The organism is Nocardiopsis xinjiangensis YIM 90004, from assembly GCF_000341145.1.
Taxonomy (GTDB): Bacteria; Actinomycetota; Actinomycetes; order Streptosporangiales; family Streptosporangiaceae; genus Nocardiopsis; species Nocardiopsis xinjiangensis.
In genome coordinates, this window is record NZ_ANBE01000011.1 from 94,750 (window position 1) to 108,819 (window position 14,070).

The following is a 14,070-nucleotide window of genomic DNA, read 5'->3' on the forward strand; positions in this document are numbered from 1 at the left end:
CCGCGCTCGAGCGGGCCGGGATGCGGTAGTTGGCCCAGCGTTGCTGACCACGACGCCCAGCCCGCGTCCGCCCCGACAGGTGAAGAAGAAGGTCAAGTCGCCGGCGGAGAAGGAGCTCGGCGGTCTCAGAAAGAGGGGCCGCTGAGCCGGCTCCCGGTCGGGCCGACTCAGCGCCTTCCCGGCCTGTCCGCCCGGGTCGGGTCCGCAGAGCGCGCCGGTCAGGAATGTGCCTGCTGGGCGCGGGTGATGAAGTCGATCGCCTCCTGTGAGGGCCCGCCGTGGGACTGGACCTCCTCGGCGTGTTCCTCACGCATCCGGTACAGGGAGTCGCGCATGTCGGCGTCGCCCCGGTGGAAGCCGTGCAGGAGTTCGGCCCAGCGCCGCGCCAGTTCAGCGGCCTCCGCGGAGGCCGGGTCGGTGCCGGCGGCAACGGCGGACCCGACGTCGGCCAGGAGCGCCGGCCAGGCGTCGATGACGTCGGTGACGGCATCGCTGTGCGTGGCCCGCCTCCGCTCCAGCTCCGCGATCTGTTCCGGTGTGAAATGGGCGTTGAAGGTCTCGTTCACGGTGGTCATCCCTTCGATGAGTTCCAGCAGCGCGGGGGCGTCCAGTCCGGGTCCGGTCCGGGCCGTGGCGACCAGGGCGGTGAGTGTGCCGCGCAGGTCGTGCAGGACCCGCAGGCGGTGTTCCACCTGGGCGAGTTGCTCGGCGAGCAGATCTCCCAAGGGCGGGAGCGAGCCTGCGGTGGACGGAGCGGCATCGAGCAGTCCGCGGATGCGTTCCAAGGACAGGCCCAGCTCACGCAGGGCGAGCACCTGGTAGAGGCGCTCCACCTCCTCCGTGCCGTAGAGGCGGTGGCCCGCACCGTTGCGCCGGGCGGGCAGCACCAGTCCGACCTGCTCGTAGTGGTGCAGGGTACGCACCGTCAACCCGGTCCGGCGGGCCAGTTCGCCCACCTTCCAGGCCTGTCCACCCGGCCCGCCCGGGTCTGCGCCGCTCCCCATGTCCGCCCCTCCTCGTCGCTGCTGCGCCGCTCGTCGCGGCACTGGAGGAGCACGTTATTTCCTGACGTCGCGTGAGGTGCAAGACCCGGCCCGCCGCGGGGCCCGTGAGGCCCGTGACCGCGCCAGGAGCCCTAAAATGGCGCCCATGCCTGTCGACCGCTCCGAGACCCGCCCCCTGCACGCCCAGGTGGCCGACGCCCTTCGCGCGGAGATCCGGGACCGGTCGATACCCCCGGGTGAGACCCTGCCCAGCGAGGCCGCCCTGCGCGAGCGCTACGGGGTCTCGCGCAGCGTGGTCCGCCAGGCCCTGGGCACCCTCATCGACGAGGGCACGGTGCACCGTGCGCGCGGGCGCGCCCCCGTGGCGGCCGCTCCCACCGAACACCACCGGCTGGTGCAGCGGGTCACCGGGCTGCACGACCAGTTCTCCTCGGAGGGGCTGCGCCTGTCCACAGCGGTGGTCTCGCTCGTCCACGTCCGTACCGCTCCGCCCGCGGCCACCCGCCATCTGGGCACGGACGAGCTGCTGCGTCTGGAACGCCTGCGTTCGGTCGGCGGCGAGCCCCTCTCGCACGTGCGTACGTGGTTGCCCCGCCGCCGGTTCGCCGGGCTGACCGACCGGATGCTGGACGACGCCTCCCTGCACCGGGTCATGCGCGATTCCTTCGGCGCCTCCCCCACGAGCGGCCGGCGCCAGATCCGTGCGGTGCCGGCCGACCCGCGTATCGCCCGCGGCCTCGACGTGCCCGCCCAGTCGCCGCTGTTGTTGCTGGAGGGCGGCACTTTCGACCAGGACGGTTCCCCCTTGGAGTGGTTCGAGAGCTGGCACCGTTCCGACCGTGTGGTCTTCGACATCGAGGCCCAGGACGGCGTGGACCGGGTCAGCCTCGCTCCCCCGGCGGGAGCGGCCTCCTCCGCGCCGGTGCCCGCCCCGCCGGAGGAGGAGCGCTGCCAGGACCGGCCCCTGGAACGCGCCTGGGACCTGGTGGAGGAGCTGCGCACCGAGCTGGCGCACCTGCGCCGACGGGGCTGAGGGCCATCAGTCGCCGAACTCCAGCAGCCGTTCGAAGGAACCACCCGGGCGCGCGCGTGTGGGCAGGGCCTCCACGAACGGCAGGAGTTCGTGCTGGGCGACCCCGTGCACCCGGCGCAGTTCGGCCACGGGGTCGGGGTGCTCGTCCACCCTCAGGTCCAGGTAGGGGTAGGGGTTGCCGGTGTGCACGTACAGTGCGGCACTCTGTCGTCCCCGACGATCGCCCCCCGCCTGTTGCCCGGCCTCCAGGGCGCTGAGCAACCGTTCGTCCATGGGTTCCTCCGCCGTCGCCTCGAATCGGGCGGCCATCGCGTCGAGCGTGTCGGCCCCGGTGAGGATGTTGCCTGCCACGGCGTAGCCCTCACCCAGCCGGTGGCCGCTCCACGGGTGGGTCTGTTCACCGGTATGGGCGGCCGGGCGGCCCTCGGTGTCGACCAGGGCGACCTGGCGCGAGTCCACGTCCGGGTCGGTGGCCAGGACCTGCTCCAGCGCGTCTTCTGCGGGGCCGGACCGCAGCAGCTCCAGGGCGTCGGCGCCCAGCAAGGGGTTGATCAGCGCCTGGGTGGCCACGGCACCGGCCCGCGCGTGGGCGAACACGGTGAACGCACCGATCGCCGGCATCCGACTGCTGATGGCGACGCCGCACGTGCCCGTGGCGGGGTCATGGGCCACGAGCGTGAAGGTCCCTGCGTACAACCGGCCTCGCTTTCGGTTCGGAGCGTGGGCCGACCCGGGCTCACTGTCCGTACTCGCCCGGGCCTCGGTGTACCGGGTGGAGCAGGTGGATGAGGATGCGGGCCGCGCCCCCGACCGGGGTGAGTGCGTGCGGGACCCCGGCGGCGACGTGGACGATACCACCGGCCCCCAGATCGTGGCCCTCGCCCTCGATGTCGAAGCGCACGCGGCCTTGGAGCACCTGCACCACGGTCGGTGAGGGGGCGCGGTGTTCGGCCATCTCCGCGTCCAGTACCAGGTGCATGATGCGTACGTCCTGCCCGGAGTACAGGCGTTCGGGGGACACTCGCCCCTCTTGGCCCGGGTTGCTCTCCTGCAGCTGTTCGATGCCGGTGCTGACGAGGTTGAACTGCGGGTTCTCGTGCGCCATGGCGGTTCTCCCTGGGCTCGACTCGGCTCGACCTTCGTCGAGCTTTTCACGGTCCGTTGCCGCAGGGCGCCCATCCTCGCCTCGGCGTGCCCGCGAGCGTCCTCTGGCTTGTCCGTCTTCGTGCTGACACGATCGCTCCCACTGCCGGAACAGCTCTGTGTCCGGTCCGGCGGAGCCCCGAGCGGCACGGAGAGGAAGGTCGAACCCGTTGGCCGTCGTCCTGGCGATCTCGGTTTTGTTCCTGGGTTATGCGCTCATCTCCGGGTGGACACGGGGTGCCTGGTTGACGGCTCCGATGGTCTTCGTCACCGGCGGCCTGGTGCTGGGTCCGGCCGGCACCGGGGTCCTGGACGGCACGGTGCCCGGCCAGGTGGTACGGATCCTGACCGAGGCCACTCTCGTGCTGGTGCTCTTCAGCGACGCCGTCCGGATCGACCTGCGCGCTCTGCGCCGGGACTACCACCTCCCGCTCCGGCTGCTGGGCGCGGGCCTGCCGCTCGGTGCGGCCCTGGGCGCCTTGTTGGCATGGGGCCTGCTGCCCACCCTCGGGCTGCTCGGGGCGGTGCTGCTCTCGGCGGTGCTGATTCCGACCGATGCAGCCCTGGGTGAGTCCGTGGTGGCCGACGAGCGTCTACCGGGGCGCATCAAGCAGGGCTTGAACGTGGAGAGCGGTCTCAACGGCGGCCTCGTCCTGCCCGTGGTGGTGGTCCTGTCCGCGATGGCGGGCAACCTGGAGGATGCGGCCGATTCGGCCCCGGACTGGGTGTTCATGACCGCGCAGGAGGTTGCTCTGGGGCTGCTGATGGGGTTGGCCGTCGGCGGTCTGGGGGGCCGGGCGCTGGTCCTGGCCGACACCGCCGGATGGATCAACGGGACCTACCGGCGCCTGTTCCCCCTGGCGCTGGCCGCCGTGGCCTACACCGCGGCCGAGACGATTCAGGGCAACGGCCTGTTGTCCGCGTTCGCCGCCGGGCTCCTGTTCGGTACGGCCGCCCGCAGCGATCGCAGGTTCGTGCACCAGTTCACCGAACGCGAGGGGGAACTGGTCAGCATGCTCACCTTCCTGCTCTTCGGCGCGTTGGTCATCGGTCCCCGGCTCGGTGACGTCGACTGGCGGATCGTGGTGTACGCCGTGCTGAGTCTTGTGGTGGTGCGTCCGCTGGCTGTGGCTGTGGCCACGCTCGGTACCCGGCTGCGTCTGGAGACGGTGCTCTTCCTGGGCTGGTTCGGGCCGCGCGGGTTGGCCTCGATCGTGTTCGCGCTGATGGTGGTCGAGCAGTTCGACACCGCGGTCAGTGACCGGATCCTGGTGGCCGTCGGGGTGACGGTGCTGCTCAGCGTGTACGCGCACGGCATCACCGACACGCCCTGGACCCGGTCCTACGCCCGTCGTGCGCAGGACCTGCCCTCCTCGGCCCCCGAGAACGCGGAGGTCACCGAGCACCCCCGCCGTTGGCCTGATCCGGGCCCTCCCCCGGAGCGGTAGGAGGTGTGCCGAAGTCGGCCGGAGCTGGAACGAGCGTTCGGGCCGGACGCCACGGACGGCCCCGCGGTACCGGCTCTGTTCGAACCGGCCCTGTCGAACCGGCCCCGCGAAGGTCTTCGGTGGCTGAGCCGGGTCAGCCACCGGTCGGTTCTGAGGGTCGGTCCGTCGTGTGTCCGTGAGAGGACTGCGGCCACGGGCGTGCGACTCGGTTCCGGCGGTTTCAGGACCTGGGCCCGGATGGGCCTACCCGAGGAACACACATCGACTCCGTGCGTGACCACAAGCGGACAATCGACCACAGAAGCGCACCGAAAGGGGAATGCCTCTCCACACAGCCACAGAGCGACCCACGAGGTGAAGCGGTGCCGCGCTCCCCCGACCCACTACCGCGTTCGTCCGATCCCCTCTCCCGTGTCCTGCTCCACCTGCGCGAGAGCACGAGCACACTCCTGGAACATGTGCCCGAGTCCGCTGCGGGCGCCGTTCTGCCCGCGGGTCCGGTCCCGCCCCAGCACCGCTGGACCGTGGGGTCGGGGCGTCCTCGCCCACTGGTCCTGGACCCGGCGCGGTACCGGACGGAGACGGCCACCCCCCGACACCCGTTCCGTTTCACCCCGCCGAGCCTGTTCAACCCCGAAGGGGATCCCCCGCGGGCTTTGGCCGAGCTCGACCGGTGGTCCGCTCCCTTCGATCTCGTTCTGACCCCGACCGGACTCCTGACCTGCGACAAGGCCGGGATTCAGGCGCTCATGGAAGCGGTGCGCCTGGTGGAGGACGTCCGCACGCACCGTCTGGTGCTCGCCGTCCCCCTGGGACCGGGCTGGTTGACGGCGACGGGCGCGCAGGTCCTGGCGGCGCTGTTGGACTCGGTACGGATCCCCAAGGCCCTGGTCCTGGATGCCGAACACAGCCCCGTGGACTCGGTCGAGCGGCTCCGGGCGCTGCGCTGCGTTGTCACCGAGAGCCCGGACACCGCCGTACTCGGCCCCGGCCTGGCGGCGCTCGATGCCCTGGCCCACGGCGCCTCCTTCGTCTCCTTCGACGAGACCACGACCGCCGTCGACGCGAAGCCCTACCCCGGTGAGCCGTTCCCGCCGGCCTCTCCCGTCCGGCCCGGGATCCTGCACCGGCGCCTGCTCACCTACCTGGCCGGGCCGACGGCGACCGTGCATCTGGAAGGCCTGGGACGGTGCTGCTGCGAGCCCTGCCTGAGGTGGGGCGAGGAACGCGGGCACGGGCAGGTCGGGCGGCCCTATTCCGTGCTCGGACAGGAGGGCAGCGCCGAGGCCGCGCATGCGCACAACCTCGCCGTCGTCTCTGATGTGGCCCGGGAGTTGACCCGCGGGCTGCCCGACGTTTCCGAAGCCGAGAAGCGTGGGCGCTGGTGGCGCCTGTGCTTCGAGGCGGTCCGGGCGCACGACTGGCACAACGGTGCCGCAGATCCGGCGTTGCCGCCCCTGGATCCGCCGGAGGAACTGCTCTTCTGGGCCGGCTACCCGGAGCGGTGAGGGGCGCTGGACGTGACCGGTCGTGGTGTCCCGTCCAGCAACCGTCCATGCCGGTGCCGCCCTGCGGGGCGGAGTGGCTCGGTCGTCCGTGAGACGCTCCGAGTGCCCCTCCGGCCCCGGTGGCACGTTCCCGTTCACGCTTGCCGGAAGCTTCGCACTCAGGGGTTGGACCAGCGGCCGTTCCGGTTCGCGCTGTCGGTCCTCGCCAGAGCTTCGTCCTCCTCCAGCGCCGGCCAACGACGCGTCGAAGGCCCCCTAAGCACGCCGGATGATGGCTCGAACACTGATGGTCAACCCCACCAGGCACCAAACGAGAAGGACCACCAAGGCCTGACCGCTCGGCTCGAATCCGTCCGACAGCAGGCCGGCGCGCAGCAGATCGGCAGCGGCCTGGAAGGGGAGTACCTCATGGACGGCCCGGAACCAGTCGGGAAGCTGGTCCTTCGGAAAGGTGACCGGTGAGAAGAGCATGACGAAGAACACCATCACCTGGCTGACCAATTGCGACAGCATCGGCGACAGCAGCATCGCTGTTGCATACCCCACCGATACGGCCATGACCGTGGAGAGCACGAACGCTCCCACCAGCAACGGCCCATCGATCGAATACTCGATCCCATAGCGCAGGCGCGCCACCAGCACCGTGACCGGGATGCTCGGAAGTGCGATGACCAGCCAGACGATCAGATCGGACACCAGCAGCAGTGGTCGCGGCACGGGTAGCGCCCGTTGGTAGGTGAGGGTGCCGCTGGTGCGGGCAGCGGCCACGCCCCACGGGCACAGGACCAAGCCGATCACCAGGATCAGGATCGTGGGGGCCCCGGTGGACAACAGTTCCGCCGTGGGCGTGTCGATATCGGGGATGAGGAGACCGAACCCGACGACGACAGCTCCCGCGATGGCCGCTTGGACCACGATGAAGAGCGGCAGCATCGCCCCGGTCTGGGCCATCGTCCAACGCAGCAGGGTCCAGACCGTCGTCCCCATACCGGCGCGCGCAGGAACAGTGAGCATCCGATGTTCGGGTTGCGTACGCACGCTCGTTTCAGGCATGGGCGGGCTCCTCACGGCTCGGAGCCGCCCCACCCTCAGCCGTGGCTGCGAGATAGGCGTCCTCGAGCGTGATCGGTGAGAGGGCGTATCCCTCGATTCGGTCGGCGGTGCGAAGCGCGGTGGCCCAGGCGACCGCGCGCGCGGCATCGGAGGCGGCAAGGGTCAACAACACCCGATGCCCTGTTCGGGCACGGCGAGCGAACCGGACGGGCAGTTCGCCGAGGAGCTCGGACGGATCTTCACCCTCCGGCGGCAGGGAGAGTTCGAGGCGCAGCTCCCCGCCCTCGGCCGCGCGCAACTGGGCCGGTGTTCCCGAAGCGACCACCCGACCGCGGTCGAGTACCGCCAGCTCGTCCATCACATGTGCGGCCTCGGCGACATTATGGGTGACCAGGAGGACCCCGGCACCCTCGTCCCCGAGCCGGCGGACCATGCTCCACAGCCGCCTACGGCGGGGCGCGGNGCCGCGTCCACGTCGTTGGTCGGCTCGTCGAGGATGACCAGCGGCACGGGGGCGACCGCTGCCATGGCGAACGCCGTCAAGCGACGAACCCCTCCGGAGATCCCCCCACCGTCCGGCCCGGCCCTCCGGTGGAACCACTCTCCGATGTCCAGTTCATCGGCCATGCGCTCGGCGGCCTCCCGGGCGGCCACGCGGGACATGCCGCGCAGCCGCCCGGCGATCTCGATCGCCTCTCTCGGCGTCAGCCCGTCCAAAGGCGCCTGCGCTTGAGCCTGCAGCCCCACGCAGCGGCGCACCGTAGCAGGGTGTTCATCAGCGTCGACCCCCACGACCCGGATGGACCCGCTGTCGGGCCGAAGCAGCCCGACCAGCTGGGAAACCAGGGTGGTCTTGCCGGCGCCGTTGTGTCCGAGCAGTCCGACCACCTCGCCGGGCCTGGCTTGCAAGCTGACTGCGTCGTTCGCACGGACCGGGCCGAACCGCCGCGTCACGTCTTCGACCTCGAGTATCGCGTCACCCATCGTGATCTCCGTAGCTGCTTCGCTGCCCAGATTTGAGATACCAGCAGTATCCAGATGACAAAAGTATCCCTATGCCGGAAGTACGTAAATGGACGGGTCGCTCAGTACGGAAAGGCCCTGCGGGGGCCTCGAAGCGGGTGTACTGAGCTGAGGCATCGCTGAGCAGCATCGCGCCGAGAGCCGGTGCTGTGTCGGTCAGGACCGCGGCGGAGCGAACCTTGGCTGGTGCGGTACTAGGCTGCGGGGCATGGACCAACATCGGCAGACGCCCGCACGACGGAGACGACGGACTCGTGCCGAGCAGAAGCTGCAGACCCGCAACGCTCTGATCGAGGCGGGGTTGATGAACTTCAGCCGTGATGGTTACCACGGCGCTTCGTTGGAGGAGATCGCCGACACAGCCGGTTTCTCCAAAGGAGCGGTCTACTCGAACTTCGGTGGCAAGGCCGAACTGTTTCTCGCAGTGCTGGACCACAACCTGAGCACGCTGCGTGGTGAGGACTGGGATCCTCTGGCCCCCGCCGGGAGCACCGGGGCCGACAGGGCCCCCCTTCCGGCAGAGGTCGCCGGTGACCGGGACCGGGCTGAGCAACTGGTGCGCGGGTTCGAACTGGCAACGCTGGAATTCATCACCACCGCCGCCCGGGACGACACGCTCGTCCCTGCGCTGCGCATCCGGATCCGGACACTGCTCGATGCCTACGAGCGTGTCGCAAGCGACCACCGAGCACCGGACGAAGCACTGGCGGGCGATGAGGTCGCCCAGCTCATGGCCGCGCTCGAGCAGGGTGTGTCCGTCCTCGCGCTCAGCGGTGTCGCTTCGGTGGACGGGTCCCTGCTGCGCCTGGGGATGCGACGGCTCCTCGGTGACTCGACCGGCGACACGGGCCGGCCCGGCGACACCTCACTACTGCCTACCGTGGAACAGGTACAACGCCTGCTCGACGACAGCTCGGTGGAGACCGATGCCTCCGAGTAGACCCGCCCGGAACAGGCCTGGCCTTCGGCGAGCGTGCCCGGGCGAGGGTTGAGCAACGGCTCCCGTTCGGTGCGGCCCGGGACTTCTGGTTGACTTCGGCCATGCCTGAACTCTCGCGTGAACACCTGCTCGACATCGCCGGACAGCCCTCCTTCGACCGCGCGCTGGATTACCTCGACCGTGTGTGCGGCCGACGCTTCAGCCAGGGCCGGGTACACGCCACCGTGAGCGGGACGGCCCGCTACCGCGTCCAGATCACCGATGAAGGCGACTTCTCCTGGGGCTGCGACTGCCCTTGGGCTCTGGAGGGCCACTGCTGCAAACACGTCGTCGCGGTGGGGTTGGTGCACCTCTTCGAGCGCGAGCACGGTGAGCGGGCTCCCCAGGTACCCGAGATCGCCGCCCACCTGCGTTCCTTGGACCAGGAGAGCCTCGTGGGGCTCCTGCTGGCCGAGACCGAGCACTCCCCCGCCCTGACCCTGGACCTGGAGGTCCGGGCCGCAGTGGCGTCCGGGGACACGGGCACGCTGACCACTCTGTTCGAGAGCGCGTTGGAGGTGTCCGAACCGGTACCCCAGGAACAGGCGGCCGATTACGCCCGTGCCGTGCACACCGCCGCCGACACGGTGCGCATGCTGGAGGAGGGCGGCCGGGCCGAGGCCGCCGCTGAGCTCTTCGAGGCCGTGTGCGCCTACACCGAGGACGCGGAAGACTTCGTCGAGGACCTGGAGGGTGAGATCGCCGCCGCCCTGGACCAGCTGTACGAGAGCGAGGCGGGAGCAAACAGCGTTGTCGGCGCTCCCATCGCCCAGTGAGGCACCTCTGATCTCCGGATGAGGCATGTCTGCGCCCGGCCGAGGGCCCGGCCGGGCGCTGAGCCGGCCCTCGGTGATCCGGCTTCCCGCCCTCGTTCTGCCGCCCCGGGCGGAGTCATTGGCGCCGGCCCTCGCCCCCGATCAGGTCGACCACACGCACCCCGCCTTCGCCGACCACCGCGAGCGAGCTCTCGTCGGGTGAGAACGCCAGACCTGTCGTGGCCCCGGTGGTCCTCGTGCGGCTCAGGGGTTTCAAGGTCGCCAAGTCGTGCAGGGCGATCGTTCCGTCCCCTCCGCACCAGGCCAGGTGTGTACGGCTGACGGCGAGGGCGCGTGGGTGATCCACCCGCCGGGTCTGCGACCCGCGGTCCTGCCGCATCCGTTCACGGGCCCTCCACCGACCCGTGGCCACGTCCCACAGGGTCAGCACGATCTCTTCTTCCCACGCCCCGCCGCTTTCGCGGTCCAGGGTCCGCCGATGGAGGCTGACCAACCGGTCCGCTCCCGGGGAGAACCGGAGCAGCACCCACCGGCCCCCGGGCCCCTCCTCCCCCAACTGGCGGCTACCGCCGGCCAGCAGGTCGAAGACCCTGATGGGGGCGCCGGTCCCCGCCAGGGCGTACAGCTCCTGCCCGGGGCTGATCGCATCGGGGACATGGCGGCCGTACATGCTCGTGTAGAGGTCGTAGTCCCTTCCCTCATGGCGCGCGACCTCGATCAGTTCCTTCTCCGTCCCGGGGTCGCGGCGGGGGAAGGGGCACTCCCGGCCGAGCGGTGCCGCATCGATCGGGTCGCGGGCGTCGAGCACGAACCATTCGTCGGTGACCGGGGAGAAGACCGCCACGTGGGCGCTGTCGGGGCTCCACACGGGTGTGGTGACCCGCGTGTCGAAACCACCATGATGGCGCTTTCCCGCTTCCGGTCTCCACAGGCGTACCCCGCCGACCCCGCCCGTGGCCAACAGGTCTCCCCCGGGTGACCACGCCAGCGCCGTCGTCTCCTCGGGAGCGCAGTCGATCCGTGCGGACACGGACGGCTCTTGGTCCCGGTCGGTGTCCCAGAGGACGATGTCGGCCCATCCCTGGTGGCGGGAGCGCAACTCGGCCAGCCTGCGCCCGTCGGGGGACCACTCCACCGCCTTGGTCTGGGGACCCAGATGGCCGAGACGGCTGCGCTGCCACAGCATTCCTGGGCCGTCGGGTTCGCACAGGTCCGGTCCCCGCCCGGCGAACAGGCAGGCCCGCACGCCGTCGGGGTGTCGGCGCAGCCCCGTGTACGGACGTCCGGGCAAGCCCTCGTGCCAGCTCCGAAACTCCGGATCGGTGTGCGGGGCCGGCCAGGTCACGACCATGCTCGCCGGTACCGACGGTCTCCCCGCGTCCAGGTGCTGTTCCCTCTGCGCCAGTGCCATCAGGGTCCCGTCCTGATGCCAGTCGAGGTCGAGGATCTTGCGTACGTCCGGCACCGGGCCGAGCCAGGCCGGTTGCTCTCGTGCTTGCACCGCCCACAGGCGTACGCCGATGTCCTCTCCGATGGCGAGCGTTCGGGAGTCGGGTGACCAGGCGATGACCGGACGGTCCCCGGCCCCCCACCGTGGCGCGGTGGGGGTGGCGGCGATCTCTTTCCAGGTCTCGGTGTCGAAGACCAGCACCATGCGTACGTGCTCGACGCGGCTCTTCCATCCGTGGATGTCGTCCGCCTCGGTCTCGCCCACGTCGGGGAAGCGGTCGCTCTCGCCCAGCACCGCGAGCCGTCGTCCGTCGGGGCTCCACACTGCCCGGTCAAGGGCGGCACCGGTGATGTCGAGCCGCTCCTGCCGGCTCCAGTCGTGCGGGTCCCAGATCCACACGGAGGCGTCGTGGGCGCCGACGGTCGCCAGGCGTCCGCCGTCGGGGGACCACGCGAGCGAGCGCACCGGGGCGCGGTGACCGGTGAGCATCCGTACGAGACGGGTGTCGTCCGGTACCCCCGTCGGCCCCCGGGCGCTCAATCGCACCGGGGGCAACGCCTCTTCCACACCGGTCAGCCACGCGAACACCGAGGGCCGTGGAGCGAGGAGGTCGTACAGGACACAGGCCACCTCGTCCCGGCCGTGGGGGCGCACGAGCAGGTGGGCGTGGCTCAGCAACAGCCACCGCAGATGCCCCGGCGGGGAGGAGAGGTCGCTTCCTCCGGGCACCTGGGCTTCGATCTCGTCGGCCACCGTCTGCGGGCCCCGGGTGGCGACCTGCTCCACCAGGGTGGCGTAGTCCCTGATCCGGGCGGCGTGGTCGTGAGCGTGTTCGGGCATGTCCACATTCGGCACGTTAACGGTCACAGGAGACCACGAATCCCCGGCTCGGTGGCCGATTCCGGCCACCCACGGTTGTTCTGCCGGTTTCTCCCGGTTCGGTTCACCGTTGTCGCCGCTTTCCGGGTACCATCTGTCCGCTCCCCTGGGCGAGAAGGGCTGCGGTGAAGAGCTAGGTGGAGGCGATACACCGGGCCTGGTGCGAGGCGGTGATCTCGTGTGTAGCACCATGGCCTCGTTCCTGTGTTCGTGACGGCGATCGGTGACCATGGCCGATCCCCTGCCCCGCGCCCGGGTGGTTTCGGTGCACGTCGGCCCGGTCCAGCGTTTCGACGACGACACCGGAGACTCTTGGTCCGGCGCGAGCGGCAAGACCGCCCTCAGCGAACCGGTCCGGGTCGAGCAACACCACGTCACCGGCGATGAACAGGCTGATCGGCCTCATCACGGCGGTCCGGACAAGGCCGTGTCCGTCCACCCGTCCGAGCACCACCCGCGCCGGCGGGAGGAGTTGGGCCTGTCCTCGATGGGCCGGGTGCCTTCGGGCCAAGGGCTCTTCGGTCCCCCTGGGCCTTTGCCCCAGAACGAGGAGAAGGGCGGGAGACCGATGTGCCGGAGAACCGAAGCAGACCGGGGGAGCACGATCCGGGAGATGCGTCTGCTCGGCGCGGATCGGGGTGAGGCGCGCCTCCAACGGGTCCAGGACATTTTGCTGGTCACGTTCGAGACCGAACGCGGAACCGGTCCGGCTCGTGACCTCTACCGGGCGATCGCCTTCGATCTGAGGACCTGCCGGGCTCTGAGTCCCGTGCACTCCTTCGACCACCCGGTCCACTTGAGCGACCTCCCCGCGCTCGGCCCCGAACCGGTCCTGGCGTTCACCGTGATCGGGGCCCTGAAGATCGCCGACCTGCGCGACGGTTCCGTTCTGCAGACCTTCCCCTTGCCCCACGCGGGCGAGAGGCTGCGCCTCGACGATTGTGAGCTGGCTCTGGGCCGCTACGGCGGCCGTGACCTGCTCTTCCTGCACGAGGACGGGATCGGTTACGAATGTGAGTGGTGGGCGGTGGATCTGGCCACCGGCGAACCGGTCGGGGATGGTCTCGTCGATGCACACTTCCGCTACACAGAGGTCAGCGAACGCCTCACTTTGCGGCACGGCTATCTGGCCCATGCCAGCACCGAGGAGGTCGTCGAATTCGGAACCGAGGACTTCTCCGTCATCAACGCGCCCTTCGTCTACGTCTACAGCGCGGAGGACGGATCCTGGGTGGGGAAGATCCGTCTCCATAACGGGGTCCCCGAGGATCGGAACGTCGAGATCGCCCGCGCGGCCGGACGTACCTACCTCGCCGAGGCCGGGAGCATCCTCACCCTGCCCGAGATGGAGCCGGTCTTTTCACGGGACGTTTGGGGTGTGGAGGAAGTGCTGACGGTCGTGTCTCGGGTGACCGAGTGGGGCGGCCGCCCGGTCGCCGTCCTGGCCCGAAAGCCAGAGCACTCCCCCGAGGTCCCGGGACAGTTGGGTTATCTGTTCCTGGACACGGAGACCCCCGAGAAGGTCGTCCTTCCCTGGCCGGTGCCTCTCCGGGTACACGACCTGCAGGTGACCACCGACGGCACGATCGTGATCTCCTCCGTAGAGGGCGTCCACGTACTCCACACCGACCCCGCAGAAGCCGCCCGCTCCGGCCGAACGTCCTGAGCCGGCGAAAATCCAATGCGAATCGACCTCGAGCGGAGATGGGTGCCGAGCACCGCCTGTGACCGCAGACCCGTGTGTCTGTCTCACAAACCATGCCTCTCGTACGCT

13 protein-coding genes are annotated in these 14,070 nt (G+C 70.1%); 6 read left to right on the forward strand and 7 right to left on the reverse strand.

Annotation, left to right across the window (positions count from 1 at the left end; genetic code table 11):
• Nucleotides 1-218 precede the first annotated feature (218 nt).
• Complete coding sequence (locus D473_RS0107715; protein ID WP_017608506.1) at nucleotides 219-1,004, reverse strand: MerR family transcriptional regulator; 786 nt, start codon at nucleotides 1,002-1,004, stop codon at nucleotides 219-221.
• Between the two features lie 136 nt (nucleotides 1,005-1,140).
• On the opposite strand from D473_RS0107715, the gene D473_RS0107720 reads away from it, so the two are divergent.
• Nucleotides 1,141-2,037: a GntR family transcriptional regulator gene (locus tag D473_RS0107720; RefSeq protein ID WP_026126710.1), complete on the forward strand. Its 897-nt coding sequence runs from the start codon at nucleotides 1,141-1,143 to the stop codon at nucleotides 2,035-2,037.
• A 6-nt stretch (nucleotides 2,038-2,043) separates the two neighbouring features.
• On the opposite strand, the gene D473_RS0107725 is transcribed toward D473_RS0107720, so the two are convergent.
• On the reverse strand, nucleotides 2,044-2,733 hold the full coding sequence (locus tag D473_RS0107725) for a DUF1028 domain-containing protein (RefSeq protein ID WP_017608508.1): 690 nt from the start codon (nucleotides 2,731-2,733) through the stop codon (nucleotides 2,044-2,046).
• Nucleotides 2,734-2,773: 40 nt separating this feature from the next.
• Nucleotides 2,774-3,142 carry a cupin domain-containing protein gene (locus D473_RS0107730; RefSeq protein WP_017608509.1) on the reverse strand — a complete coding sequence of 123 codons (369 nt, stop codon included), beginning with the start codon at nucleotides 3,140-3,142 and terminating at the stop codon, nucleotides 2,774-2,776.
• Between the two features lie 208 nt (nucleotides 3,143-3,350).
• Here D473_RS0107730 and D473_RS0107735 point away from each other — a divergent pair, with 208 nt between their 5' ends.
• Both D473_RS0107735 and D473_RS0107740 read left to right on the forward strand, forming a co-directional pair.
• Nucleotides 3,351-4,628 (forward strand): cation:proton antiporter domain-containing protein, encoded by a 1,278-nt coding sequence (locus D473_RS0107735; RefSeq protein ID WP_017608510.1) that lies wholly within the window; start codon nucleotides 3,351-3,353, stop codon nucleotides 4,626-4,628.
• A 362-nt stretch (nucleotides 4,629-4,990) separates the two neighbouring features.
• Nucleotides 4,991-6,136, forward strand: coding sequence for a hypothetical protein (locus D473_RS0107740; protein WP_017608511.1), 1,146 nt, complete (start codon nucleotides 4,991-4,993; stop codon nucleotides 6,134-6,136).
• Nucleotides 6,137-6,391: 255 nt separating this feature from the next.
• Here D473_RS0107740 and D473_RS0107745 read toward each other — a convergent pair whose 3' ends face one another.
• From D473_RS0107745 to D473_RS28005, 3 genes are read right to left on the reverse strand one after another with little or no spacing between them, the layout of a single operon-like run.
• Nucleotides 6,392-7,189: an ABC transporter permease gene (locus tag D473_RS0107745; protein WP_033352929.1), complete on the reverse strand. Its 798-nt coding sequence runs from the start codon at nucleotides 7,187-7,189 to the stop codon at nucleotides 6,392-6,394.
• Nucleotides 7,182-7,550, reverse strand: a complete 369-nt coding sequence (locus tag D473_RS28000; RefSeq protein WP_241474725.1) for a hypothetical protein — start codon at nucleotides 7,548-7,550, stop codon at nucleotides 7,182-7,184. The genes D473_RS0107745 and D473_RS28000 overlap by 8 nt, the downstream gene beginning before the upstream one ends.
• Complete coding sequence (locus D473_RS28005) at nucleotides 7,547-8,173, reverse strand: ATP-binding cassette domain-containing protein (protein WP_241474726.1); 627 nt, start codon at nucleotides 8,171-8,173, stop codon at nucleotides 7,547-7,549. Before D473_RS28005 ends, D473_RS28000 begins: the two co-directional genes overlap by 4 nt.
• Before the next feature lie 247 nt (nucleotides 8,174-8,420).
• Between D473_RS28005 and D473_RS0107755 the strand changes: the two genes are divergently transcribed.
• Both D473_RS0107755 and D473_RS0107760 read left to right on the forward strand, forming a co-directional pair.
• A complete protein-coding gene (locus tag D473_RS0107755) occupies nucleotides 8,421-9,152 on the forward strand; it encodes a TetR/AcrR family transcriptional regulator (RefSeq protein WP_017608513.1) in 732 nt (243 codons plus the stop codon).
• 101 nt (nucleotides 9,153-9,253) lie between these two features.
• Complete coding sequence (locus D473_RS0107760) at nucleotides 9,254-9,967, forward strand: SWIM zinc finger family protein (protein WP_017608514.1); 714 nt, start codon at nucleotides 9,254-9,256, stop codon at nucleotides 9,965-9,967.
• A 115-nt stretch (nucleotides 9,968-10,082) separates the two neighbouring features.
• On the opposite strand, the gene D473_RS0107765 is transcribed toward D473_RS0107760, so the two are convergent.
• Nucleotides 10,083-12,257, reverse strand: coding sequence for a WD40 repeat domain-containing protein (locus tag D473_RS0107765; RefSeq protein WP_017608515.1), 2,175 nt, complete (start codon nucleotides 12,255-12,257; stop codon nucleotides 10,083-10,085).
• Between the two features lie 268 nt (nucleotides 12,258-12,525).
• Between D473_RS0107765 and D473_RS27625 the strand changes: the two genes are divergently transcribed.
• Nucleotides 12,526-13,962 (forward strand): MOSC domain-containing protein, encoded by a 1,437-nt coding sequence (locus D473_RS27625; protein ID WP_026126711.1) that lies wholly within the window; start codon nucleotides 12,526-12,528, stop codon nucleotides 13,960-13,962.
• The last annotated feature ends 108 nt before the right edge of the window (nucleotides 13,963-14,070 follow it).